Source organism: Williamsia sp. Y712 (assembly GCF_059445525.1).
Map to the genome: position 1 here is coordinate 1 of NZ_JCAIUN010000002.1, position 25,738 is coordinate 25,738.

24 protein-coding genes are annotated in these 25,738 nt (G+C 64.2%); 21 read left to right on the plus strand and 3 right to left on the minus strand.

The features are described 5' to 3' along the window. Window positions 1-318 precede the first annotated feature (318 nt). The 5 genes from AC1D75_RS14815 to AC1D75_RS14835 are packed head-to-tail and all read left to right on the plus strand — an operon-like array spanning window position 319 to window position 4,838. On the plus strand, window positions 319-1,836 hold the full coding sequence (locus AC1D75_RS14815) for a catalase (RefSeq protein WP_495516097.1): 1,518 nt from the start codon (window positions 319-321) through the stop codon (window positions 1,834-1,836). Between the two features lie 42 nt (window positions 1,837-1,878). Further along, complete coding sequence (locus AC1D75_RS14820) at window positions 1,879-2,529, plus strand: glycosyltransferase family 2 protein (protein ID WP_495516885.1); 651 nt, start codon at window positions 1,879-1,881, stop codon at window positions 2,527-2,529. Next, window positions 2,526-3,470 carry an acyl-CoA dehydrogenase family protein gene (locus AC1D75_RS14825; protein ID WP_495516098.1) on the plus strand — a complete coding sequence of 315 codons (945 nt, stop codon included), beginning with the start codon at window positions 2,526-2,528 and terminating at the stop codon, window positions 3,468-3,470. The genes AC1D75_RS14820 and AC1D75_RS14825 overlap by 4 nt, the downstream gene beginning before the upstream one ends. After that, window positions 3,467-4,231 (plus strand): PIG-L deacetylase family protein, encoded by a 765-nt coding sequence (locus AC1D75_RS14830; RefSeq protein ID WP_495516099.1) that lies wholly within the window; start codon window positions 3,467-3,469, stop codon window positions 4,229-4,231. The genes AC1D75_RS14825 and AC1D75_RS14830 overlap by 4 nt, the downstream gene beginning before the upstream one ends. A 10-nt stretch (window positions 4,232-4,241) precedes the next feature. Further along, the gene (locus AC1D75_RS14835; RefSeq protein ID WP_495516100.1) at window positions 4,242-4,838 is read left to right on the plus strand and encodes a class I SAM-dependent DNA methyltransferase; all 597 of its coding nucleotides are present in this window, start codon (window positions 4,242-4,244) and stop codon (window positions 4,836-4,838) included. Between the two features lie 7 nt (window positions 4,839-4,845). Here the strand turns inward: AC1D75_RS14835 and AC1D75_RS14840 are convergent, their stop codons facing one another. Next, a complete protein-coding gene (locus tag AC1D75_RS14840; RefSeq protein ID WP_495516101.1) occupies window positions 4,846-5,463 on the minus strand; it encodes a GAF and ANTAR domain-containing protein in 618 nt (205 codons plus the stop codon). A 147-nt stretch (window positions 5,464-5,610) separates the two neighbouring features. Continuing rightward, a complete protein-coding gene (locus AC1D75_RS14845) occupies window positions 5,611-6,018 on the minus strand; it encodes an STAS domain-containing protein (protein WP_495516102.1) in 408 nt (135 codons plus the stop codon). A 429-nt stretch (window positions 6,019-6,447) separates the two neighbouring features. Between AC1D75_RS14845 and AC1D75_RS14850 the strand changes: the two genes are divergently transcribed. The 3 genes from AC1D75_RS14850 to AC1D75_RS14860 all read left to right on the plus strand — a co-directional run bounded on the left by AC1D75_RS14850 (window position 6,448) and on the right by AC1D75_RS14860 (window position 10,429). Further along, on the plus strand, window positions 6,448-6,603 hold the full coding sequence (locus AC1D75_RS14850) for a hypothetical protein (protein ID WP_495516103.1): 156 nt from the start codon (window positions 6,448-6,450) through the stop codon (window positions 6,601-6,603). Window positions 6,604-6,722: 119 nt separating this feature from the next. Then, window positions 6,723-8,255 (plus strand): flavin monoamine oxidase family protein, encoded by a 1,533-nt coding sequence (locus AC1D75_RS14855; protein ID WP_495516104.1) that lies wholly within the window; start codon window positions 6,723-6,725, stop codon window positions 8,253-8,255. A gap of 146 nt (window positions 8,256-8,401) precedes the next feature. After that, on the plus strand, window positions 8,402-10,429 hold the full coding sequence (locus AC1D75_RS14860) for an HAD-IIA family hydrolase (protein ID WP_495516105.1): 2,028 nt from the start codon (window positions 8,402-8,404) through the stop codon (window positions 10,427-10,429). Window positions 10,430-10,491: 62 nt separating this feature from the next. On the opposite strand, the gene AC1D75_RS14865 is transcribed toward AC1D75_RS14860, so the two are convergent. Continuing rightward, entirely contained in the window at window positions 10,492-11,346 is an 855-nt protein-coding gene (locus AC1D75_RS14865) for a shikimate 5-dehydrogenase (RefSeq protein ID WP_495516106.1), read from the minus strand. 51 nt (window positions 11,347-11,397) lie between these two features. On the opposite strand from AC1D75_RS14865, the gene AC1D75_RS14870 reads away from it, so the two are divergent. The 13 genes from AC1D75_RS14870 to AC1D75_RS14930 all read left to right on the plus strand — a co-directional run bounded on the left by AC1D75_RS14870 (window position 11,398) and on the right by AC1D75_RS14930 (window position 25,714). Beyond that, window positions 11,398-11,682, plus strand: coding sequence for a hypothetical protein (locus AC1D75_RS14870; protein ID WP_495516107.1), 285 nt, complete (start codon window positions 11,398-11,400; stop codon window positions 11,680-11,682). An 11-nt stretch (window positions 11,683-11,693) separates the two neighbouring features. Beyond that, window positions 11,694-12,512, plus strand: a complete 819-nt coding sequence (locus AC1D75_RS14875; protein WP_495516108.1) for a TlyA family RNA methyltransferase — start codon at window positions 11,694-11,696, stop codon at window positions 12,510-12,512. A gap of 29 nt (window positions 12,513-12,541) precedes the next feature. Continuing rightward, the gene (locus tag AC1D75_RS14880; RefSeq protein WP_495516886.1) at window positions 12,542-13,513 is read left to right on the plus strand and encodes an NAD kinase; all 972 of its coding nucleotides are present in this window, start codon (window positions 12,542-12,544) and stop codon (window positions 13,511-13,513) included. Continuing rightward, window positions 13,513-15,288 carry a DNA repair protein RecN gene (gene recN, locus AC1D75_RS14885; RefSeq protein ID WP_495516109.1) on the plus strand — a complete coding sequence of 592 codons (1,776 nt, stop codon included), beginning with the start codon at window positions 13,513-13,515 and terminating at the stop codon, window positions 15,286-15,288. Before AC1D75_RS14880 ends, recN begins: the two co-directional genes overlap by 1 nt. Before the next feature lie 92 nt (window positions 15,289-15,380). Beyond that, window positions 15,381-16,568, plus strand: a complete 1,188-nt coding sequence (gene steA / locus AC1D75_RS14890; protein ID WP_495516110.1) for a putative cytokinetic ring protein SteA — start codon at window positions 15,381-15,383, stop codon at window positions 16,566-16,568. 86 nt (window positions 16,569-16,654) lie between these two features. Then, on the plus strand, window positions 16,655-17,578 hold the full coding sequence (locus tag AC1D75_RS14895; protein WP_495516111.1) for a copper transporter: 924 nt from the start codon (window positions 16,655-16,657) through the stop codon (window positions 17,576-17,578). Window positions 17,579-17,787: 209 nt separating this feature from the next. After that, window positions 17,788-19,554, plus strand: a complete 1,767-nt coding sequence (gene pyrG, locus AC1D75_RS14900) for a CTP synthase (protein ID WP_495516112.1) — start codon at window positions 17,788-17,790, stop codon at window positions 19,552-19,554. Beyond that, window positions 19,551-20,198, plus strand: coding sequence for an NUDIX domain-containing protein (locus tag AC1D75_RS14905; RefSeq protein ID WP_495516113.1), 648 nt, complete (start codon window positions 19,551-19,553; stop codon window positions 20,196-20,198). Before pyrG ends, AC1D75_RS14905 begins: the two co-directional genes overlap by 4 nt. A 16-nt stretch (window positions 20,199-20,214) precedes the next feature. After that, on the plus strand, window positions 20,215-21,141 hold the full coding sequence (xerD, locus tag AC1D75_RS14910; RefSeq protein WP_495516114.1) for a site-specific tyrosine recombinase XerD: 927 nt from the start codon (window positions 20,215-20,217) through the stop codon (window positions 21,139-21,141). 134 nt (window positions 21,142-21,275) lie between these two features. Next, window positions 21,276-22,172 (plus strand): ParA family protein, encoded by an 897-nt coding sequence (locus AC1D75_RS14915; protein WP_495516887.1) that lies wholly within the window; start codon window positions 21,276-21,278, stop codon window positions 22,170-22,172. Between the two features lie 2 nt (window positions 22,173-22,174). Continuing rightward, on the plus strand, window positions 22,175-23,089 hold the full coding sequence (locus AC1D75_RS14920; protein ID WP_495516115.1) for a segregation and condensation protein A: 915 nt from the start codon (window positions 22,175-22,177) through the stop codon (window positions 23,087-23,089). Further along, on the plus strand, window positions 23,082-23,924 hold the full coding sequence (scpB, locus tag AC1D75_RS14925) for an SMC-Scp complex subunit ScpB (protein ID WP_495516116.1): 843 nt from the start codon (window positions 23,082-23,084) through the stop codon (window positions 23,922-23,924). Before AC1D75_RS14920 ends, scpB begins: the two co-directional genes overlap by 8 nt. Window positions 23,925-23,971: 47 nt before the next feature. Further along, window positions 23,972-25,714 (plus strand): pseudouridine synthase, encoded by a 1,743-nt coding sequence (locus tag AC1D75_RS14930; protein WP_495516117.1) that lies wholly within the window; start codon window positions 23,972-23,974, stop codon window positions 25,712-25,714. Window positions 25,715-25,738: the final 24 nt, after the last annotated feature.

The window sequence follows — 25,738 nt, forward strand, 5'->3', positions numbered from 1 at the left end:
CGATGGTACTGCACCCTAATCAGTGTGGGAGAGTAGGACACCGCCGAACACAATTTGCGAATACCCTGTATTCACAGTCTCCGGACTGCGAATACAGGGTATTTTGCTATCTCCACCCGATTCTTCATTACCCTTCCGCTGTGTGTCCGTTTCTATGCGGTTTACTAGGCTGCTTCTTCGGTGTGCGTCCATCAAGGACCATTTGTTTCGGTAGCTACCGGTTTCGGGAGTTGCCGTTGTGGGTACCTGAGACGTGGGAGAGCGGCTCCAGCCCCAACGTCGGCCTCCCGATGGCCTATTCCGAGCATGGAGGTGCGCATGTCTGACGAGCAGATCTTCACGACAACTGACGCCGGCGCCCCGGTGGCAAGCGATGAGCATTCGTTGACCGTTGGTGCAGGCGGTCCGATTGTCCTGCACGATCACTACCTGATCGAGCAGATGGCCCAGTTCAACCGGGAACGAATCCCGGAACGGCAGCCCCACGCCAAAGGCAGCGGCGCGTTCGGTGTTTTCGAAGTCACTGCGGACATGTCCGCCTACACGTGCGCCGCAGTGTTCCAGCCGGGTGTCGCCACCGAGATGGCGGCACGGTTCTCCACTGTCGCAGGGGAGCGTGGGAGCCCTGATACGTGGCGGGATCCTCGCGGATTCGCGCTGAAGTTCTACACCACCGAGGGCGTTTACGACATGGTCGGAAACAACACCCCGGTCTTCTTCATGAAGGACCCGATGAAGTTCCAGCACTTCATCCGGTCTCAGAAACGTAGGGCCGACAACAACCTCCGTGACCACGACATGCAGTGGGACTTCTGGAGCCTATCCCCGGAGTCGGCGCACCAGGTGACCTGGTTGATGGGTGATCGCGGTATTCCGCGCAGTTGGCGCCATATGAATGGCTACAGCTCCCACGCGTACCTCTGGGTCAACAGTGAAGGTGTGAAGCACTGGGTGCAGTATCACTTCATCACAGACCAGGGTCACGAGTTCTTCACACAGGACGAGGCCGATCAGATGGCTTCGATCGACACGGACTATCACACGCGAGACCTGTTCGAGCACATCGATGATGGTCAGTTTCCGTCGTGGACGCTGAAGGTTCAGTTGATGCCATTCGATGATGCGGTGTCGTATCGCTTCAATCCCTTTGACGTGACGAAGGTTTGGCCGCACGGCGACTACCCGCTGCATGAGGTCGGGCGAATGACGTTGAACCGGAATCCCACTGATCACCACACGGAGATCGAACAGCTGGCGTTTGAACCGAACAATCTTGTTCCCGGTATCGGGCTGAGTCCGGACCGGATGTTGTTGGCCCGTGGGTTTTCCTACGCCGACGCGCATCGGTACCGCATCGGTGCCAACTACAAGCAGATACCGGTCAACGCATCGAAGTATCCGGTGCATTCGTACTCCAAAGATGGCGCGATGCGCGTCACGAAAGTGAGTGATCCGGTCTACGCGCCGAACTCGAAGGGCGGACCCGCCGCGACCACAGGTTTCCAAGTGGATCCGGGGTGGGCGGCCAACGGTGAGATCGTTCGGTCGGCCTACGTGGACCACCCGGAAGACGACGACTTCGGGCAGGCCGGGACAATGGTGCGTGAGGTTCTCGACGACGCCGCACGAAAGCGGTTGACCGACAACATTGTTGGTCATCTGCTGAATGGTGTCACTGAGCCGGTGCTGGCCCGGGCCTTCGACTACTGGAAGCGAGTCGATCCTGATCTGGGCAGCGCGGTCGAAGCCGGCGTTCGTGCCAAGGCCGATGAGCTCGACCCCAAGGCCGCTGAGCAGAGCAATCCGGCACGGGCCGGCGCACAACAGAAGGCGTAGGGAGTGTCAGGTCCTGGACGTGGGCCGCAGGAGATCGTGGTCGTGGTTCCTGCGCACAATGAGATGGCAGTTTTGCCTGAGTGTTTGAGTTCGATCGAGATCGCCAGAGGAGAGGTGGATGTTCCGGTTCGGGTGGTTGTGGTGCTCGATGACTGTACGGATGGAACTGCGGGTTGCATCCCGTCCGACATCGCCGCGATCGAGGTGACGGGACGGTCCGTTGGCCAGGCCCGCAAGGCTGGGTTCGACCACGGCACATGGGGCAGCAACACGTGGTTCGCCACCACAGATGCCGATTCGGTGGTTCCTCCGAACTGGCTGAGCGAACAGGTGATGGCGGCTGCCGAAGGCTGGGACGCCTTCGTCGGCACCATTGCCGCCCGCGATTGGAAGGAGTGGCCACCGGAGGTTGCCGAGAAGTTCTTGTCCGAGTACCAGCCCATGGACGGGCATCGCCATGTGCATGGAGCAAATCTGGGAATGTGGGCGTCGGTCTATTTCGAGGTTGGTGGGTTTGCGCTGGTCGATCATGACGAGGACGTCGATCTGATCGCCCGCCTGCGACTTGCAAGGGTGCCGATCTGTTGGAGCGGACGGGCCCCCGTCCTGACGTCGACGCGACGTGTCGGCCGTGCATCGGGCGGCTTTGCCGACTATCTGGCGGACCTCGGCAGAGCCGGGGAAGCGTCGTGACCAGCGAAGCGATAGCGCGAGCGATCAAGATCGTCTCTGACTCCGAGTTCAGCCTTCCGTTGCCGGGGGAAGGTGACACCGGCGGGCGATTTCGCGCGTTGACGCGCTTGACCCGCAACGACATCGCAGTGGGGCGCATGGTCGAGGCGCACTGCGATGCCGTGGCAATCCTGCACGAACTCGGTGGGCCGGGAGTCGGCCCTGGTGAATTATGGGGTGTGTGGGCTGCGGAACCGCCGGCCCCCGTGGTGACTGCGGTAATCGAGTCGGGGACGTGGACGCTGAACGGGACCAAGGTCTGGTGTTCGGGCGCTGTGGGCTGCACCCATGCGCTGGTGACAGCGAAAGCCGATGGATATCGGCGCTTGTTTGCGGTGGATCTTCGGTCCAGCGGCGTGCACGCGGTGGCGAGTGACTGGCACACCCCGGGCATGGCCGAAACCAACACTGCCGCGATCGAATTCGACCATGTTGCAGCCCGGCCGGTCGGTGAACCCGGGGCCTACCTGGACAGGGCCGGATTCTGGCACGGCGGTGTGGGTGTTGCCGCCTGCTGGTTTGGTGGTGCAGTCAAGGTGGCGCAGCCTTTGTATGACAAAGGAGAATCCGCCGGCGATGACATCACGCTGATGCATCTGGGTGCGGTCGATGCGCTCCTGGCCACCGGAAGTGCACAGCTGAACCAGGCTGCGCTCGACATCGACCAGAGCCCGCACGATATGGCAGCCGCGCGTCGTCGCGCCTTCGGTGTGCGGTGGTCGATCGAACAGATCGCGACCGGGGTTCTCGACCGGGTGGCTCGTGCGCTCGGGCCGGTTCCACTCGTCGGCGACGCCGAGCATGCGCAGGCGGTCGCAGATCTGAGCGTGTACATCCGGCAGTCGCACGCCGACCGGGATCTGGTGGAACTCGGCAAGCTTGCCGCGGTGCAGGCGCCATGACCTCATCAGAGCGTTTCGGTGCTGTACCCATCAACGAGCAGGGGACCACCGAGGATCATTGGCAAAGCTGGCTGTCCGGACGTGATTGGCCGCTGTTCGAAGCGCAGGTCGAACGACTGATCGTGCTTGCCGCGCACCCCGACGACGAGATTCTGGGGGCAGGCGGCATCATGATCGCCGCAGCCGCGGCCGGCATCGAGGTGGTGCCGGTCTGTCTGTCCGACGGATCGGGTTCGCATCCGGGATCTCCAACCTTGTCACCGGGTGAGCTCGGCGTCCGTCGGCGCGATGAGCTCGACGTCGCGACGAAGGTTCTGGGAGTCAGCACATCTCGTTGGGCGGGTCTGGCGGATGGAGAACTCGACCGGGAACACGATGCGATGACCGCAATCATCGATGAGATCTGCGACGAATCGTCCGTTGCATCCACGGGCCTACTCACGGTGTGGGAGAACGACGGTCATCCGGACCATCAGGCGGTGGGACGTTGTGCGCGGGAGATCGCCGTGCGTCGTGGGCTCGATCTGTGGCAGTACCCGATTTGGATGTGGCACTGGGCAACTCCCGGTGATCCACAGGTCCCGTGGGACCGTTTGCGGTGCCATCGACTTTCGGCGGCCGCACTTGCCACCAAGCGTGCCGCGATCGCGGCTTTCGACACTCAGATCAACCCGCTGTCACCGGACCCGGCTGACCAACCGGTTCTGCTGCCACACATCCTCGAACGGTTGACCCGCACACACGAGTACGTTTTTGCCTGAAGGGGCCATATTGGACAACAGCTATTTCCACGCGATGTATCGCGCCAGCGATGATCCCTGGGGCTTCAACACCCGCTGGTACGAGCAGCGCAAGTACCAGCTGACGCTGGCGGCGTTGCCGCAACAGCGGTATCGGAACGCCTTTGAAGCGGGTTGCTCGATCGGTGTGTTCTCCGAACTGCTGGCCGAGCGGTGCGACACGTTGTTGGCGGTTGATCTCAGTGAACGGGCCACCGCGATCGCTACAGAACGACTGGCTCCGGTCGCCGATCGGGTGCAGGTTCAGACGCGGGATTTCGTCGAGGACTGGCCGAACGGGAGATTCGACCTGATCGTCCTCAGCGAGGTGCTCTATTACCTCGACCCGACGCAATTCGAGGCGGTGATTCGCCAATCACGGGAGGCCCTGACCGACGATGGCGACCTGGTTGCCGTGCACTGGCGTCGCAAAGTCGAGGAGTATCCGACGAGCGGAGACGTCGTTCACGACCGGCTGTCGCGGACCGATCTGTCGCAGGTTGCTGGGTACGGCGACCGTGACTTTCGACTGGACATCTATCGCAAGACACCGGGGCAGACGGTCGCCGAACTCGAGGGGCTTGTGTGAACCCGGTTCAGCGGTTTTCGGGACCTGCTTCGACCACGCTCTTTGCCACATCGACGAGCTTGACGTTGGAATCCTGTGACAGTTTGGCCAGGAGTCGGAAAGCCGCAGTCGAATCGAGGCGATAACGCTCCATGATCATGCCCTTGGCCTGACCGATCAGATCCCGGCTGTTCAGGGCAGTGCGGAGTTGTTCCTTTTCGCGCACGGTCGAGAAGGCGATGGCGGCGTGCGCAGCAAAGAGCTGACCGATCGAGCGCGCTTCCTCGTCGAAGGTTGCGACGGACGTACTGTGCAGGTTCAGCGCGCCGAAGTTCTCGCCGTCGACGTACAGACAGAAACACGCCATCGAAGCGATGCCGAGTTTGTCCGCTGCGGTCGTGAATCGTGGCCACCGGGGCTCGGAACGCATATCGTCGATCCACACGGTTTCTTCGCCGACCGCGGACCTGATGCAGGGGCCTTCACCGAGCTGTTGTTGCAGCGCATCGGAGTGGCCGGCGAGGTCGCCGATGTATACCGGCGTCTCCACCTGGGTATTTGCGGATACAACCGTGACGCTTGCGTATTCGGTCCCGGGAATCGTGTCAACCGCCGCCTTGGTTATTGCACGCAGAATGGTCTCCATATCGTTGCTTTCGGAGCGCAATTCTCGCGCCACCTCAGCCATGCGATTCGTCAAAACCAACTGTGAACAATCCATCGCTGCCCCCTTTTTCTTCAGACCTTCGACACTATAGATACGTGATACGCCGCGTTCCTATCTTCGTGGAGATCAGGGGCTGATCGGTCCAGACATCGCGGCGATGGCAGCTTCGATGGTGGGGTAGATCGTCAACGTCTGGTCGAGACCGACCAATCGCAGGGGTCGGGCGGTCGATGGGCCATCCGCGACGACCCCGAACGAGCCGAAAGGTGCGATGGCCTCGTGCGCGGTGACCAGCACGGACATACCGGCAGAAGACAAGAACTCTGCGGCGGTCAGGTCGATGATCAAGCCGCTGGGCTGACCGGTCAAGATCTTGCCAACCGCTTCTGCGAGTTCTGGTGCGGTCAGGATGTCCATGCTGCCGGTGACAGCCAGCACGGCCAGCTCACCGTCGTGGGCGGTGACCACCGATACGGCAGCACTACCAGAATTGGTGGCGCCGGAATCAACGAATTCCGGGTTCTTGGGGTGCACAGCCAGTCCTTTCGACCTCTAATACAAAGAGCTCGACCGTGCCAATTCTGGCGATCGAAACTCGCGGCTGCTGTCTCGACCGGCTTACCCATTTTGCCACACTGCCGTGGTGCCCGTACCCACCGCACTACCCGGCTCGCACAGTGCCTGACGCACAGCCCGACGCAGCAGGGTGAGCGCAGGCGGCGAGGATTGGGGACGAGCTGTGGGTCAGGCGGAGCGGGCGGAAGACGTGGTGATGGCGCTGGATACCTCAAGTCGGGTGCCGGGAATGTGAGCCCCAGCACGGGGGTGTTTGAGTCCGTTATGTCTGGGTAAACAGACACAGCGGGTTACGGCACACACGTGCTGAAACAGTCAAAGCCCAGCGAGTGGGAGTACGGGCCGCCGGCCTGTAGCCCCCCCACCGCAACGACGTCTGGAGTTCATTTGATCACCATCGGAGCTATCCTCCTCATCCTCGGATTCATATTCAGCGTCCCGATTCTCTGGACGATCGGACTGATCTTGGTTGTTGTCGGCGCAGTTCTGTGGGTGCTCGGTGCCACCGGGCGCAAGGTCGGAGGCCGGACTCACTATTACTGAGTCTCGATACTGATGAGCCCAAGCCCTCTGGGGGTCCACGGACCCCGGAGGGCTTCTCATTGCCCAGACTGGGTCGCTTGACCCAACTTTTTCCTCTTCGCCGGGTTACGATTCCGGCCATGCTCACCCACGATGCGAACAGTGCAGGTCAGCGGCCACCAACGGCGGGTTCGATGTCCAGGCGGCAGCTCCTCGGAGCTGCCGCTCTGGGAACCGTCGGCTTCTCGGTCGGTGGGAGCCTGTTCGGTGCCGGGGCGGCGTTCGCGGGTCCGGGCGGCAATCCCGACTCGCAGACGTATGACGTTGTGGTGGTCGGTGGTGGGTTGTCCGGTCTGGCTGCGGCCAAGTCGGTCGCCGAATCCGGCCGGTCGGTGCTGGTTCTCGAGGCCCGCGAACGCGCAGGCGGACGAGTCCACAACATTTCGACACCCAAGTTGGGTGTGACCCTGGATGCCGGTGCGGAGTTCATCGGGCCGACGCAGACGCATATCGCTGCGCTGGCCCGCGAATACGGTGTCGCCACGTTGCCCACGTACAACGAGGGAGACAGTGTCTTCTGGAACAGCGGACAACGGTCCACCATGCCCAGTGCGCTGGGCCTCCCCATCGATCCGGCGACCCCGGAAGCAGGCCTGGCCCTTGCGGAGGTTGAACTCCAGGGACTCCTGAACTTTCCGGTGGGCCAGCCATGGAATCATCCCGACGCCGCGTATCTGGACTCGGTGACGTGGAAACAGTGGCTGGAAAGCCGGACCATGTCGCCGACCGCACGCATGTTGCTCGGTTTGGCCAGTTCGGCTGCGCTGTCGGCGGAAGCCGATGAGTTTTCTGCCCTCTACTTCTTCAACTACGTGGCAGCTGCGGGTGACGAAGCGAATCCGGGCAGTCTCATCCGGCTGCTGAGCACCGCAGGCGGCGCGCAGGAACGACTGTTTGTCGGCGGCGCGGCGCTGATACCACTTCGCATGGCCGCCGAACTCGGTGAGCGGATCGTCTATAACGCGGCAGTTCGTTCGATCGGGTGGACCGACGACGTCGCCACGTTGTCCACCGATGTCGGAAACATCAAGGCGCGCAAGGTGATTGTTGCCATGTCGCCGGCGATCAGCGGCCAGATCGACTATCTGCAGGGCTTGCCTGCGCAGCGTGCGGGACTGCACGCGGGGTACCGGATGGGTGCAGTGAGCAAGTTCGCCGCCGTCTACAGCAAACCGTTCTGGCGGACCAAGGGGCTGTCGGGACAGGTGATCGGAAACGGTGACCCGATCGACGTCTGCTTCGAGAACTACGCCGAAGGCAACCACGTCCTGATGGGTTTCATCTCCGGTGACGCCATGCGTCGACTGGACGGGGCTCCCGAGGAACAGATCGTCGCCGAATGCACCGAGAACCTCGTCGACTATTTCGGGCCCGAAGCGCGTGATCACCTCGACCACGGCATCTTCAAATGGGATCTCGAGCCCTGGTCACAAGGCGGGCCGGTGGCAGTCAGCAGTCCGGGCACGCTCACGCGGTACGGCTGGGCACTGCGCGCGCCCGTCGGCCCGATCCACTGGGCGGGCACCGAGACGTCCGACTACTGGACCGGATACATGGACGGGGCCGTTCGTTCCGGGCAGCGGGCCGCCGGTGAAGTGGTGAGCCGGCTGTGAGGAATGCTTTTCTCGAATTAACTGTTTGACGTAGTAAGCGGCTATCCTGGCTAGCGGCCATTTGGCCATTCCAACCGAACTACATAGCGTGAATCCATCGATTCTGCGGTCTCCGCAGGTGGTGTGATCGTGACGAAAAGGCAGACGTGAACGACAGACGTAACGGCAACGGCAGCAGTCGAGGCAACTCCAACACCGGTCGGCCGACCGATCGCCGCGATGGATCCGACCGTGGTGGATCCGACCGGGGTGGTTTCGTCCGCAGTGGTGCTGACCGGAGCGATCGCAACTTCCGAAACGATTCGAACGCACGTCGTGGCACCGGCTCGGCCAACCGTCCGCCGGAGCCCCCGCTTCCCGAAGACGTTCGCCCGCAAGACCTCGACACCGAGGTGCGTCGCGACCTGCTCAGTCTCGACAAAGCGAACTCCGACATGGTTTCACGCCACCTGATCATGACGTTCCGCCTGCTGGACGAAGATCCGCCGCTGGCCCTTGAACATGCCCGTGCCGCCCGCCGCCGTGCCGGTCGTATCGCCATGGTGCGCGAAGCTGCCGGCCTCGCCGCATACAACGCCCAGGAATGGGCAGAGGCGCTCTCCGAACTGCGCGCGGCAAAGCGTATGTCGAGCGGCAATGCGTTGCTGCCGATGATCGCGGACTGCGAACGCGGCCTGGGCCGTCCCGAGCGGGCGATCGATGTGGCACGCAGCGACGAGGGTCGCACTTTGACCGGCGAGGCCGCCGCCGAGATGCGGATCGTCGAATCCGGTGCACGTCTGGACCTCGGTGAATTCGACAAGGCAATCGTCACGCTGCAGACCAGTGACCTCGACCCGTCGCGGGTCGGGACCGATGCAGCCCGCTACTTCTACGCATACGCCGCGGCCCTGCTCGCCGGTGGACGTCGTGAAGAGGCGATCACCTGGTTCATGAACGCGGCCGCTGCCGACGAAGACGACCTCACCGACGCCGAACAGCGTCTGATGGAACTGTCCGACCCGGACTACGACTCCGAGTCCGACTCCGAGTCCGAGTCGGAGTCGGCGGACGAGGTTTTGACCGCACCTGTGCAGCAGGTCCGTGCGCAGGCCCCGGCAGCTGTTGCCGAGCAGGCAACCGTTGTCGAGACGGTCCGACCCACGCTCGTCCCGGCCGCGCCCGCCGCAGCCGGTGACCGGTTGCGGGATGCCTACGACGCCCTGCTGCTCGATCTCGACGGCACGGTCTACGCAGGCAAGCTGGAGATCCCGGGTGCCAAGACGGCGCTGGACGCCGGAGATCAGAAGAACTTCTACGTCACCAACAACGCCAGCCGATCGCCGGACACGGTCGCAGAACATCTGCGCGAGTTGGGTTTTGCCGCCGAGCCCGACGAGATCGTCACCAGCGCGCAGACCGCAGCCCGGATGTTGGCCGAGCGACTGCCGATGGGTTCTCGGGTGCTGGTCGTCGGCACCGAAGCACTGGTTCACGAGATCCGTTCGGTCGGACTCGGCGTGACCCGTAGCGCTGACGATCGTCCGGCCGCTGTGGTGCAAGGACATTCGACCCAAACCGGGTGGGAGATCCTCTCCGAGGCGGCTCTGGCGCTGCGAGCCGGTGCCCTGTGGGTGGCCTGCAATGTGGACGCGACGGTTCCGACCGAACGCGGTCTCCAGGTGGGCAACGGTTCGATGGTCGCGGCCGTCGCCCATGCCACAGGTCTGGAGCCCTTGGTCGCCGGTAAGCCGGCTGCGCCGTTGATGATCGACGCCGTGAACCGCAGTGGCGCGAAGACCCCGCTGGTTGTCGGCGACCGTCTCGACACGGACATCGAAGGCGCCAACGCGATCGAGGCGGACAGCCTGCTGGTGCTGACCGGTGTCAGCACCGCCACCGATGCGCTCAACGCACCCGAAGCGCAGCGTCCGACGTTTGTCTCTGCTGATCTGAGCGGACTCAACGCCGCCGCGGACGACATCATCGTCGGACCCCGCCCGGGCTGGCATGTCAGTGCACTCGACAGCACGCTGACCGTGGTCGCGACCGACGATGACGTCGATCCGGCAGGTGTCCTCTATGCGGTCCTGCATGCCGGCTGGTCGAACGAACCCACCGCAGCAACGTGGACGGTCGAAGCTGCTGAAGAGAAGGCACAGGACGCGCTGAAGAGCGCAGGCCTGCTCGCCTGAACTGATCCAGACCTGAACAGATCAGGCCTGAACAGATCAGACCTGAACAAGATCTGATCTGTTCAGGCTCGGGAGAACTCCGAGGCTGCGGTGACCTGCGCGTCGGTGGGTCGCACTCCGGTGTAGAGCACGAACTGCTCTGCGGCCTGGAGTGCGATCACCTGCGCGCCGGTGATCACGGTCTTCCCTCCGGCGGCGGTGATGAGCGGCGTCTGCGAAGGCATCGCCACCACGTCGAACACCGCGTGGGCCGCCTCGACCGCGGCGGCGGTGAACGGCATCCCCTCGGCATCTGGGCCTGCCGCCATCCCGATCGGCGTCGTATTCACCAGCAACTCGGCGTGTTGCGTACCCAGATCGGGTTTCCAGGTGAAGCCATATCGCTCCGCCAGCGCGGCCCCGGTCGACTCGTTGCGCGCGACAACAACGGTGTCCGTGAAGCCCTCGTCGCGCAATGCGGCGACCACGGCCTTGGCCATCCCGCCGCTGCCTGCGACCGCAACCGAGCTGCTGGTGGGGATGCCGCTGTTGCGCAACAGGTTTGCCGCAGCCTGATAGTCGGTGTTGTAGGCGTGCAGTGTGCCGGACTCGTTGACGATCGTGTTCACCGAATCGATCGCGGCTGCCGAATCGTGCATCACATCGATGAGGTCGATGACCGCTTCCTTGAACGGCATCGAGATCCCGGCGCCGCGAATGTCGAGTCCCCGGATTCCCGCGATCGCCGCCGGTAGATCCGTGGTGCGAAATGCCTTGTAGACGTAATCGAGATCGAGTGCGTTGTAGAGGTAATTGTGGAACTTGGTGCCGATATTGCTCGGCCGTCCCGACAACGAGATACACAGCCGAGTATCGCGGCGCAGGACTCGAGCGTCGGGTGCGGTCGGATCCGGGCGCGTTCCGGTGGTGGAGGTCATCCCTGGACGCTAACAATCAACTGGCCCGAGATCGACTAACCTTGGCAGGCGATGAACCAACCCCTGCCCGGACCCAGACCCACTCCTGGACCGACTCCCGGACCACGACCGACCCCGGGCCCCGTTCCGGCCCCGGTCGCACCTGCTGCTGCCGTCGATCCGGAGACGATCCGGCGCGATGTTTCGGCGTTGCTCGAGCAGGCCGACAGTGTGGCGGCTTCGGCGGATGAGAGTACCGGCGGCGAGGCTCTGGTTCAGCTGGCCAAGCAGGCTCACCTGCTGGAACAAGCCCATACGGTGATCACCGACGCCCTGGAGAAGGTCGATCGTGTCTGAGCGTGTGCGCAATGGCGCGTAGGGCACGCCTCGATGCCGAGCTGGTGCGTCGGGGTGAGGCCCGGTCTCGGGACCATGCACGGGACCTGATCGAATCGGGTCTGGTCAAGGTCAACGGCACGGTGGCCACCAAACCGGCAACCAATGTGGACCTCGGCGCGCCGATCGTGGTTGCAGAAACCAACGATGAGGGCTGGGCCTCACGTGGTGCCCACAAGTTGCTCGGCGCGCTGGCGGCTTTTGAGCCGCTCGGTGTTTCGGTGTCCGGCAAGCGATGCCTCGATGCGGGTGCGTCGACCGGCGGTTTCACCGACGTCCTGCTTCGTCGCGGTGCCGCCGAGGTGGTTGCGGTCGACGTCGGTTACGGCCAGCTCATCTGGCGCATCCAGAATGACGACCGCGTATACGTGCACGATCGCACCAATGTCAGGAGTCTGACCGCTGAGCAGATCGGTGGTCCGGTGGACCTGGTGGTGGCAGACCTGTCGTTCATCTCGCTGAACCTGGTGCTGGCAGCGTTTGCCGATTGCGCCAACATCGGAGCCGACCTGTTGCCCATGGTCAAACCGCAGTTCGAGGTGGGTAAAGACCGGGTTGGATCCGGGGGAGTGGTGCGCAGTGCCGAACTTCGTGCGCAAGCGGTCACTGCCGTGGCGGAGACCGCCGCGGGTCACGGCCTGCAGACGCTGGGTGTTGTGGCCAGCCCGTTGCCGGGTCCGTCGGGCAATGTTGAATACTTCCTCTGGCTGCGTAAGCAGACCGAACCCGCCGTCGTAGATGACAATGTGCGCATGGCAATTGCCGAGGCGATCGAGAAAGGGCCCCAGTGAGCGATCTGGTGGGTGACCCTGTTGTAGAGATGCCGGTTGGAGAGGTGGAGCCCGAGGAACGTCAGTTCCTTGTTGTCGCCCACACCGGCCGCGACATCGTGCACACGACCATGGCGGTGATAGCGAAACGGTGCGCGGACGCCGGAATCGGTTTGCGGGTCATCGATCACGACATCATGCCCACACCGCCGGGACCGCCAAGTTTGGGCACCGTGTACCCGCTCGACCTCGAGGAACTCCGCGATATCGGCGCCGACGTCGCTGTGACTCCGGCCGGTGGACAGTCGGCGGCAGGCTGCGAGGTGGTCATCGTGCTCGGCGGCGACGGCACATTCTTGCGGGCCGCCGAACTCGCGCATCCGCTGTCGGTGCCGGTGCTCGGAATCAATCTGGGGCACATCGGTTTTCTCGCCGAGGCAGAGGCGAATCGGGTCGACGAGGTGATGACGAAACTCGTCGACCGCGATTACTCGATCGAGGATCGCATGACGCTCGACATCAGCATCCGGGTCGACGGGCGGGTGGTCGCACAGACCTGGGCCCTCAACGAGGTCAGCATTCAGAATCTATCGCGGCAGGGTGTGCTGGAGCTGATCACCGAGGTCGACGGACGTCCGGTTTCCGCATTCGGTGCCGACGGCATCCTGGTGTCGACGCCGACCGGTTCCACGGCTTACGCGTTCTCCGCGGGCGGTCCGGTGATGTGGCCTGATCTCGAGGCCATCCTGCTGGTGCCGTCGAATGCTCATGCTCTGTTCGCTCGGCCGATGGTGACCAGCCCCCGCTCGCTCGTTGCGGTCGAGGTGATGGCACGCGGGCAGGACGCACTTGTCGCCTGCGACGGGCGCCGCAACATCGAAGTACCGGCCGGTGGCCGGATCGAGGTAGTCCGTGGTCGCAAGCCGGTGCGCTGGATCCGTATCGATTCCGATCCGTTCGCCGACCGGTTGGTGCGCAAGTTCGAACTGCCGGTGACCGGGTGGAGGGGAAGGCAAACCTAGTGCTCGAAGAAATCTCGATCAGCGGTCTGGGAGTCATCGACAAGGCCAGCGCCGAGTTTCATGAAGGCCTGACGGTGCTGACCGGCGAGACCGGTGCCGGCAAGACCATGGTGGTCACCAGCCTGCATCTGTTGTCCGGTGCGCGGGCCGATGCCGGCCGCGTCCGCACCGGCCAGAGCCGGGCCGTTGTGGAAGGACGTTTCCGGACCGCGGGAACCGATGCCGCGGAGGTGCTCGATTCATCCGGCGCCGAGTTGGACGACGACGGCACGGTGATCGCTGTTCGCACTGTCAATGCCGATGGCAGGTCCAGGGCTCATCTCGGTGGCCGTTCGGTCCCGGTCGGACTGCTCGGTCAGTTCACCAGTGGCCAGTTGGCGATCCACGGACAGAATGACCAGCTCCGGTTGCTGCGCGCGGAACATCAGCGCGTTGCGCTCGACCGGTTTGCCGCCGGCGCCGTGACCAAACCGCTCAAGGCGTACCGCGAGGCGCGCGAGCGGTGGGTGACGCTGGCCGATCAGCTGCGCGAGCGACAGGCCAATTCGCGGGAGATCGCGCAGGAGGCCGACCGCCTGCGGTTCGGCGTGGACGAGATCGACAAGGTGGCGCCGCAGGCCCGCGAAGACGAAGAGATCGCGGCCACGGTCCGACGCCTCGGCGATCTGGAAACCGTGCGCGCCGCGGCCGCAGCCGCCCTGGTGGCGGTCACCGGTGCCGACCCGAACTCCGACGCACAGCTCGGAGGTTCGGTGCTCGATGGTCTGGGTGTGGCCCGTACCGCCGTGAGCACGATCAGCGACGACACGCTACGGGGCCTGTTGCCGCGGATCGAAGAGGCACTCAGTGTCGTCGGGGACATCGGCGAGGAACTGAGCGGATTTTTGTCGGGCCTGCCGGCAGATGCGGCAGAACTCGAACAGTTGTTACAGCGCCAGGCCGAACTCAAGTCGCTGGTCCGCAAATATGCCCCGGACATCGACGGGGTGATTGCGTGGGCCGATGCCGCCCGGTCGCGACTGACAGAGATCGGTGACTCCTCGGAAACCCTCGAGGACCTCTCTGCCCGGGTCACCGCCGCCCGCGACGACGTGGGTGCGGCGGCAGGCAAGCTGACCAAGGTGCGCCTCAAGGCCGCCAAGTCGTTGGCCACCAAGGTCAGTTCCGAACTGACCGGCCTGGCGATGGGGGATGCCCAGCTCGAGGTCACCGTCTCGCCGGATGATGCGACCGACAACGATCGCCGGTCGCTCGAGATCGACGGACGGAAGGTTCATGCCGGTCCCGATGGCACCGACAAGGTGGAGTTCGGGCTCGTGGCGCATGCAGGTGCGCCGGTGCGGCCGATCGCCAAATCGGCGTCCGGTGGTGAGCTGTCCCGCGTGATGCTGGCGTTGGAGGTGGTCCTCGCCGGCCCGGGTGGGGGCTCCACGATGGTGTTCGACGAGGTCGATGCCGGTGTCGGTGGTCGCGCGGCCGTCGAGATCGGTCGCAGACTCGCCCGCCTGGCACAGGCACACCAGGTCATCGTGGTCACGCACCTGCCGCAGGTGGCGGCCTTCGCCGACAATCACCTGTTGATCGGAAAACAGACCTCGTCGGGGTCGAAATCGGCCAAGGCTTCGTCGGTGACGAGTTCGGTGGCCGTCCTCGATCGGGACGAGCGGGTGGCAGAATTGGCCAGAATGCTTGCCGGACTGGGTGATTCGGATACCGGAAGGGCACACGCCGAGGAACTTCTTGGGACCGCAGAGCAAGAGAAGGCGGCTTTCTAAGCCTGATGCACGTGTTGCTCGTGTGACAAAAGTGGCGTGTGTTACGGCGCGCCTCCAACAAAAGTGTCGAGTAGTGGTTCAGTGTTGCCCGCATGAGGATGCCTGCCCTGCTGTCACGCACAACCGAAACTCTGCCTGGGATCAGCGGTATCGCCAGGATCGACAAGAACACAAAACGACTGCTGTCCAGAGTCGGCCCCGGGGACATCGTGATCCTCGACGAGGTCGACCTGGACCGCATCACGGCCGACGCACTCGTCGCCGCTGATGTGCTGGCCGTCGTGAACGCTTCGACGTCCATCTCCGGTCGTTTCCCCAACCTCGGACCCGAGCTGCTGGCAGCATCGGGCATCACCTTGATCGACGATGTCGGCATCGAGGTCTTCAAGCGCATCAAGGACGGCGCCAAGATCCGCGTCGACGAAGGTGGCCTGTACTCCGGCGAGCGCAGGCTGGCGAAGGGCACCGAACTCGGCGAGCGTGAGATCGCCGATCTGATGATCGACGCCAAGACCGGCCTGGTCGATCACCTCGAAGCCTTCTCCGGCAACACCATCGAGTTCATCCGCAGCGAGTCACCGCTCCTGATCGACGGCGTCGGCGTACCCGATGTCGACGTCCGCATCGAGGGTCGCCACGTCGTGGTGGTCGCTGACGGACCCGATCACGTGGCCGACCTCAAGCGACTCAAGCCGTTCATCAAGGAGTACCAGCCGATCATGGTCGGTGTTGATGGTGGCGCCGACACCCTCATGGACATGGGCTACCGCCCGGACCTGATCGTGGGCGATCCCGAAGGGATGCGGGCGGCAACACTCAAGTCCGGCGCCCAGGTTGTCCTGCCCGCCGACCCGGACGGCCATGCCCCGGGACTCGAGCGCATCCAGGACCTCGGAATCGGGGCGATGACGTTCCCGGCCGCCGGATCCGCAGCCGACCTCGCGCTGCTGCTCGTCAACCACCACGAAGCCGCGCTCATCGTCACCGTCGGCCACCCTGCCTCGATCGACGAGTTCTTCGATCGCAGCCTTCGGGAGTCGAATCCATCGACGTTCCTCACGCGGCTCAAGGTCGGCGCAAAACTCGTCGACGCAAAGGCTGTCGCCACCCTGTACCGCTCGCGGGTTTCCGGCGCGGCCATCGCGCTGCTGATCCTGGCCGCACTGGTGGCCATGATCGTTGCGGTGATGATGTCGAGCAGTGGCTCGGAAGTAACCGACTGGGTCGTCGACCAGTGGGACCGCCTCACCGACTGGGTCCAGCGCGTGTGGAATGAATGATCGCCGCCACTGACCTCTGACCCCCACCGAACCCGCAGGGGTTCGCTCTGGCTGGTCCGATCCAATACCCTTGGAATGAGATTTTTGTGATTTCGCTTCGCCAGCACGCTATTTCGCTGGTCGCGGTGTTCCTTGCCCTCGCCGTCGGGGTGGTGCTGGGATCCGGATTTGTTGCTGACACGTTCGGATCGGCCAGTGATGCCCAGGACGAGCGGGAGCAGGAACTGCGCGACGAGAACCAGCAGCTGACCAACAACCTCAACGCCGCCAACAACTTCGACACCGCGATCGCGGGACGACTGTTGGCGGGCTCCCTGACCGATCGTCCGGTGTTGATCATCACCGCGCCGGGCGCCGACGAGGGTGATGTGGCGGCGGTCAAGGACAACCTGAACAAATCGGGAGCCATCCTCAGTGGACAGCTGGCACTGACGGACACGTTCGTGAGTGATCAGAGCGCGGAGAAGATGCGTTCGATCGTCGACCAGTCGATACCCGCAGGCAGCACGTTGAACACCGAATTGACCGACTCCGGTGGTCGCGCCGGTGATTTGTTGGGATTGTTGCTCGGCCTGTCACCGGACGATGCGGAGCCGCAGGTCGACTCCGTTGACACAGACGCCGGTCTGGCAGCACTCAAGCAAGGCGGATTCATCGACTACGCCGAAGGCACGGTTGCGCCGGCTCAACTCTCGATCATCGTGACAGGCAACAAGTTTGCCGATGACTCCGGTGCGCGTGGACAGGTGATCGCACGTTTTGCAGGCGCCTACTCCGAGCGTGGCGCCGGCACTGTCCTGGTGGGCCGGGCCGGTTCGGCCGAGGGCTCGTCACCGATCGCTGTGGTCCGGGCCGACCCGGCGTTGAACGCAGAGGTCTCCACGGTCGACAACGTCAACCAGGCGACCGGCCGGATCACCGCCGTCCTGGCGCTGACAGACGAGCTCGGCAACAAGCACGGCGCCTATGGCACGGGGCCCGGAGCCACCGCAATCGCGCCGGAGAGCTGATCTGGATCTGCACTCGACAGGATCTGCATAAGACGCCACGTGTCATCTGCGCCACAATGGGGTGCAGGGCACGTGGCGTTCATGTCTGCATAGCCCGATTCTGAGCAAGCGCCACGTCGTGTCAACAGCAAGAAACCCGGCCATTGGTGTTACCGTGGAGTCCCGTAGGTAGGCAAGGATTTCTTGCCGCAGTACTAACGGGAGAAGCGTTGCGTCCATTACGTCATGTGCGGTCAGGCACAAAGCACATCTTCGTGACCGGGGGCGTTGCATCGTCGCTCGGTAAAGGTCTGACGGCTTCGAGCCTCGGCCAGTTGCTCACGGCGCGCGGATTGCGCGTCACGATGCAAAAGCTAGATCCTTATCTCAACGTTGATCCGGGAACGATGAACCCGTTCCAGCACGGCGAGGTGTTCGTCACCGAAGACGGCGCGGAGACCGATCTCGATGTCGGCCACTACGAGCGCTTCCTCGATCGGGATCTCTCCGGATTCGCGAATGTGACCACCGGACAGGTGTATTCCACCGTCATCGCAAAAGAGCGTCGCGGTGAATACCTCGGTGACACCGTTCAGGTGATCCCGCACATCACCGACGAGATCAAGCGCCGCATCCTGGCGATGGGCCAGGCCGACAACGACGGCCAGATCCCCGATGTCGTCATCACCGAGATCGGTGGCACGGTCGGCGACATCGAATCGCAGCCGTTTGTCGAGGCGGCACGTCAGATCCGTCACGACGTGGGCCGGGACAATGTGTTCTTCCTCCACGTGTCGCTGGTCCCGTACCTGGCACCCTCGGGCGAGCTGAAGACCAAACCCACCCAGCACTCGGTCGCCGCGCTGCGCAGCATCGGTATCCAGCCCGACGCGTTGATCCTGCGTTGCGACCGCGACGTCCCCGAGGCGCTGAAGAACAAGATCGCGCTCATGTGTGACGTCGACATCGAAGGCGTCATCTCGACACCGGACGCGCCGTCGATCTACGACATCCCCAAGGTGCTGCACGCCGAGCAGCTCGACGCGTACGTCGTCCGCAAGCTCGGTCTGCCGTTCCGGGACGTCGACTGGACCGTGTGGGGCGAACTGCTCAAGCGGGTCCATGAGCCTCGCGAAGAGGTCACGATCGCGCTGGTCGGCAAGTATGTCGAGCTGCCGGACGCGTACCTGTCGGTGACCGAGGCCATCCGGGCCGGCGGGTTCGCTCATCGGGCTCGCGTGAACGTGATGTGGGTGCAGTCGGATGACTGTGCCGACGACGCCGGAGCGCAGGCAGCGCTTGCCGATGTCGACGGCATCCTGATCCCCGGTGGATTCGGGATCCGCGGTATCGAGGGCAAGGTCGGCGCCGTCCGGTATGCGCGCACCCACAACGTTCCCCTCCTGGGACTGTGCCTGGGCTTGCAGTGCATCGTCATCGAGGCGGCGCGTACTGCAGGGCTTGCTGATGCGAGCTCCACGGAGTTCGATCCCGAGACCCCGTACCCGGTGATCTCGACGATGGCGGATCAGGAAGATGCCGTCGCCGGTGAGGCCGATCTCGGCGGAACAATGCGGCTCGGCGCGTACCCGGCGAAGCTGGAGCGCGGCTCGGTTGTGGCCAATGCCTATGGCTCCGTTGATGTTTCAGAACGTCACCGGCATCGTTTCGAGGTCAACAACAGCTACCGCGACAAGATCGCCGAAAGCGGTCTGGTGTTCTCGGGCACGTCGCCGGACGGCCATCTCGTGGAGTTCGTCGAGTACCCGCGTGAGGTTCACCCGTTCCTGGTCGGCACACAGGCCCACCCGGAATTGAAGAGCCGCCCGACGCGTCCGCATCCGTTGTTCAGCGCATTCGTGCGGGCATCGCTGCGGTACAAGATGGCCGAGCGTCTTCCGGTGAACGTCCACGGTGACGAAGAGGTCGATCCCGATCTCGACTCCGCTCTCGACGTGACCGCTGCCGAGGCGGGCGCCAAAGAGGCCGGCATTTGAGCGAGCGTCATGAGTTCCGGACTCTCGGAACCGACGTTCACTACGACGGGGCGATTGTTGCGCTCCGTGTCGACGAGGTCGCGATGCCGGGGGGGACCACCGCCAAGCGTGAGGTGGTCGAACACCACGGCGCGGTGGCGGTGGTCGCGGTGAACGATCAGGACGAGATCGCGATGGTGCTGCAGTACCGCCATCCGATCGGCCGGCGTCTTCTCGAACTCCCTGCGGGTCTGCTCGACGGGGGTCCGCAGGAGAGTCCCGTCGATGCGGCCCGCCGGGAACTGCTCGAGGAGACCGGTCTTGCCGCCGCTCAGTGGCAGGTCCTGGTCGACATCGACGTCTCACCCGGATTCACCGACGAAGCCCTGCGGGTGTATCTGGCCGCCGGGATAACCGAAGTGCCGCAGCCGGATCCGGAGCACGAAGAAGCCGACATGACGCTGCACTGGGTGTCGCTCGGTGAGGCGGTGCGACAGGTGTTGTCGGGCGAGATCGTCAACGCGACGGCCGCGGCCGGGATTCTGGCCCTGTCCGCCGCACGGTCACAGTCGATTCCGTTACGTGATGTCGACGCTGCCTGGACCGACCGTCCGGTGGCGTTCGCCAACCGCAAGGCCGACAACGACGGGGCCGGTCGATCATGAACGCGCGCCGAACCTCATGAACCTCGCGGATCAGGTGCAGGTGTACCTGGACCACCTCGAGGTCGAACGGGGTTCGGCGCGTAACACTTTGCAGTCCTATGCCAGGGATCTGCGGCGGTATCAGGAGTATCTGAGCTCACGTGGGATCGAGGCGCTCACCGACGTCACCGAGGCTGACATCCGGGAGTTTCTGGTTGCGCTGCGCCGCGGTGATGCCGACAACGGCAAGCCGCCGCTGGCCGACAGCTCGATCGCGCGAACCCTGGTGGCCACGAGAGGTTTTCACAAGTTCGCCGCCGCCGAGGGGATCGTGCCGGACGACGTCGCGCATGGCGTGGCGCCGCCCAAGGCGCCGCGCCGGCTCCCGAAGAGCCTGCCGGTCGACGAGGTCCTGGCGATCCTGACCGCCAGCGGCGGTGAGGATGCTGCGGACACCCCGCGGTCGTTGCGGAATCGGGCGTTGCTCGAACTGCTGTACAGCTGTGGTGCGCGGATCTCGGAGGCGGTCACCCTCGACGTCGACGACATCGATACCGAGTCCCGATCTGTGGTGTTGCGGGGCAAGGGGGGCAAAGAACGGATTGTGCCCGTGGGGCGTCCGGCCATCGCCGCGCTCGACGCCTATCTCGTGCGCGGCAGGCCCGTGCTCGTCTCGAAATTCAATCCGGCGCTGTTCCTCAACTCACGTGGCGGCCGGCTCAGTCGTCAGAGCGCCTGGCAGGTCCTGGTCGACGCATCCGAGCGGGCCGGATTGGACAAGGCGGTTTCACCGCACACATTGCGACACAGTTTCGCCACGCACCTGCTCGACGGTGGCGCGGACGTCCGCGTGGTGCAGGAGCTGCTCGGGCATGCGTCGGTGACCACCACGCAGGTCTACACGCTCGTGACCGTCGGAACGATGCGTGAGGTGTACGCCCTCGCGCATCCGCGCGCCCGATGAGACCCGTCAATATCGGGCTGTGGACCCTCATAGCGGTGAGCCTCCACAGCGCCGACGCGCCGACCCACTAGGCTCTGGGTGTGACAACGCCGCAGCCACCTGAATACGGGCGCGGGCGTGATGCGAATCAGTTGATGATCTCGGCACCGCCACGCGGTGTAGAGGAACTCGACCGCGAAAAGCCCAGCGCACCCGGAGAGCTCGGGCCGACCGGTCGCGAACTGCGTCCGGTGCCCGAACCGACGCCGCTCGATCGGCATGGTCCTGCCACGGTGGTCGCTGTCTGTAATCAGAAGGGTGGCGTTGGTAAGACCACGTCGACCATCAACCTGGGTGCCGCGCTGGCCGAATGCGGCCGTCGGGTGCTGTTGGTCGATCTCGACCCCCAGGGCGCGTTGTCTGCCGGCCTTGGCGTGCCGCACCATGAACTCGACCTGACGGTCCACAACATGCTCGTCCCACCGCAGATCTCGGCTGAAGAAGTCCTGATGCGTACCCGGGTCGAGGGCATGGACCTGCTGCCGTCCAACATCGACCTCTCTGCGGCCGAGATCCAGCTGGTCAACGAGGTGGGCCGCGAGCACACGCTGGGCCGCGCACTGCATCCGCTGCTCGACCGCTACGACTACGTGCTCATCGATTGCCAGCCGTCGCTGGGACTGCTCACCGTCAACGCGCTTGCGTGTGCCGATACCGTCGTGATCCCGATGGAGTGCGAGTACTTCAGCCTGCGCGGACTGGCGCTGCTCAACGACACCATCGACAAGGTGCGCGACCGACTCAACCCGCGGCTCACGCTCGGCGGCATCCTGGTGACGATGTTCGACGCCCGCACCCTGCATTCCCGCGAGGTGATGCAGCGCGTGGTCGAGGTGTTCGGCGACAAGGTCTACGACACCGTGATCAGCCGGACCGTGCGATTCCCCGAAACCAGTGTCGCCGGTGAACCCATCACCTCATGGGCACCGAAATCAGGCGGCGCCAAGGCGTATCGGGCACTGGCCCGCGAAGTCATTCACCGCACGCGCTAGAGATGACCGAACCGTCAGAGACCGAGCCTTCAGAGATCGGGTCCTCGCAGGTTGAGGCGCCGGAAGATGACACGCCCGGAGTTGATTCAGCGGTACCGACGCCCGCGACAGAGCCGGTGATTACCGGGAAATCGCGGTTCCAGGTCAAGCTGACGAACTTCGAGGGCCCGTTCGACCTGCTCCTCAATCTCATCGGTCAGCACCGCCTCGATGTCACCGAAGTCGCGTTGCATGAGGTGACCGACGATTTCATCGCCTATACCAAGCTCCTCGGTGCCGAGATGGAACTCGACCAGACGACGGAGTTCCTGGTGGTGGCGGCGACGTTGCTCGACCTGAAGGCCGCACGTCTGCTGCCCTCGGGTGAGGTCGAGAACGATGAGGACCTGGCGTTGCTCGAAGCCCGCGACCTGCTGTTCGCGCGATTGCTCCAGTACCGGGCCTACAAACAGGTCGCGATGCTCTTTGCGGAGCTGGAAGCTGCCGCACTGCAACGTTATCCACGCGGGGTTTCGTTGGAACCCCGATTCGAGTCGCTGCTGCCCGAGGTGACGATCGGTGTCAGTCCGGCGGTGTTTGCCGAGGTGGCGGTGGCGGCGATGACACCCAAACCGGTCCCGCAGGTGGGGCTCGGGCATCTGCACATCGAGAAGGTGTCGGTACCGCAACACGCGTTGCGGATAGGGGAGATCCTTCGGCACGCCGGTGCCGGGGTGTGGGTCAGCTTCACCGATCTGGTTGTCGAATGCGGCAGCGGCCTCGAGGTGGTTGCCCGGTTCTTGGCACTGTTGGAGCTGTTCCGCGAGCGGGCCGTGGCGTTCGAACAGCCCGAGGCCCTCGGATCGTTGTTGGTGAGCTGGACAGGCGAACTCGTAGACGCTCAAGTGATCGTCGAGAAGGGCGAAGACTATGGCTGAGGAAGTGCCGGCTGAGGAAGTGCCGGCTGAGGAAGTGCCGGCTGAAGAAGTGCCGGCTGAAGAAATACCAGCTGAAGAGTCGCAGGAGACTCCCGGGCCCGAGGCGGACGAGGTGTCGGATGCGTTGGCCGATGCTCTGTCCGAGGACGATGCTCCAGGCGGCGACACGTCGGACGCCGACCTCCCGGTGGAGGACCTCCTCGCCGACGACGAACTCCGGTCGGCACTCGAAGCGATGTTGCTCGTGACGGACACACCGGCGCCCACCGATCAGCTGGCGTCGGTGCTGGAAGAGAAGACCTCGCGGGTCCAGGCGATGCTGCGGCAGATGTCGAATGAACTGACCGATCGAAACAGTGGCATGGATCTCCGCTACGCCGGCGACGGCTGGCGGTATTACACCCGCAACGACTACGCGCCCTACGTCGAGCGACTCCTCCTTGACGGAGCTCGGACGAAGCTGACGCGTGCGGCGCTCGAAACCCTGGCCGTGATTGCCTACCGCCAACCGGTCAGTCGATCTCGGGTCAGTGCGGTGCGTGGGGTCAACGTCGACGGTGTGGTGCGCACACTGCTGGCACGCGGATTGCTCGCCGAAGTCGGAACAGACTCCGATTCGGGTGCAGTGACGTACGGCACGACGGAACTATTCTTGGAACGTCTGGGGTTGGCTTCTTTGGGCGAGTTACCGGATCTCGCGCCGTTGCTTCCTGACGTGGACGTCATCGACGCCCTCGGAGATGAGATCATCAGCGACCCGCGATTCGCCAAACTGGCAGGTAACCCGTCAGACTTGAAGAACAAAACCAACAACATCACCGTCGATGACGATTGAGCTGCGCATTGCAGATCGATCAATACGACGGGAATTAGGGATAGAGAATGGCACCCGCTAGCCGAGACGGCAAACCGGACAGAAGCAACAACAACCAAGGCAAAGGGCGAGCTCCTCGCGAGGGCGGACGGTCGTTCGACGACCGTGACGCCAAGCCTTACTCCGAGCGTGGCAGTCGGCCCACCGGAGATCGTGGTGGCAGGCCCACCGGCGAACGCGGAGGTCGACCTACGGGTGACCGCGGCGGACGGCCCACCGGCGGCGAGCGTGGCGGACGGCCCACCGGTGATCGCGGCGGTCGGCCCAGCTTTGGCGATCGTGGCGGACGGCCCGATGGCGAACGTGGCGGACGGCCCACCGGAGATCGTGGTGGAAGGCCTACCGGCGGCGGCGATCGTGGCGGACGCCCCAGCTTTGGCGATCGTGGCGGACGGCCCGATGGCGAGCGTGGCGGTCGGCCTACCGGTGATCGCGGCGGACGGCCCACCGGCGGCGAGCGCGGTGGCAGGCCCACCGGTGATCGTGGAGGTCGGCCCAGCTTTGGTGATCGTGGCGGACGGCCCGATGGCGAACGCGGTGGACGGCCTACCGGTGATCGCGGCGGACGCCCCACCGGCGGCGAGCGCGGTGGTCGGCCCACAGGTGAGCGCTACGGCAACCAATCGCATGAGCGTGGCGGAAAGCCGGCTCATGAGCGTGGCGGAAAACCGTCGTACGAACGCGGTGGAAAACCGGCATTCGAACGCAGTGAAAGGCCCGCTTACGAGCGTGGCGCGCGGCCCAGCGGCGAAGACTTCGGTCGTCCGACCGGTGACCGGCCCGCGAATCCGAGCGCAGAGCGCAGTGGCAACGCCACTGCCGGAAGGCCCGCGGGTAAGGCGACCAAGGGTGCCGCCGAAGCACGGTTCAAGAAGACTCATCGCAAGGGCGTCAACCCGGAGCGCGGAGCTCGTTCGGCCCCTGACGCGAAGAGCGGCCAGGCTCGGCTGAACAATGCAAAACCCGCCCGCGACCAGAATCCGCTGGATGCTTCGGAAGATGGCGCCACCTATGTCGAGGGTGGATTGCGTCTGCAGAAGGTGCTCGCGCAGGCCGGAGTCGCCTCACGGCGCGGTGCCGAGGAATTGATCGCGGCCGGTCGCGTCGAGGTCGACGGTGAGGTCGTCCTCGAACAGGGTCTGCGGATCAATCCCGAGACTGCGGTGGTCCGCGTTGACGGATCCCGTGTGGTGGTCAACGAGGAACATCAGTACCTCGCGCTCAACAAGCCCAAGGGCTGGCAGTCGACGATGTCCGACGAGTTCGCCCGTCCGTGTATCGGTGACCTGGTTGCCGAGCGCGTCATGTCGGGACAGAGGCTGTTCCACGTCGGCCGCCTCGACGCCGACACCGAAGGACTCATTCTGCTCACCAATGATGGTGAGCTGGCGCATCGTTTGATGCACCCGTCGTTCGAGGTACCCAAGACCTACATGGTGACCGTGCGCGGAGAGGTGCATCGCAACCTGGGTCGCACCTTGCGCGACGGTATCGAGCTCGACGACGGTCCGGCCAAGATCGACAAGTTCGCGTTGCTCGACGTGAACCAGGGCATTTCGCTGCTCCGTCTGACGCTGCACGAAGGTCGTAAGCACATCGTCCGTCGAATCCTTGACGCTTCCGGCTTCCCGGTTATTCGCCTGGTGCGCACCGACATCGGTGCGGTCAACATCGGCGAACAGCGTCCGGGCACCTTGCGGGTCATGGGCAACGATGAGATCGGCGCGCTCTACAAGGCGGTGGGAATGTGACCAGCCCAGGGGTGATCACGTCCG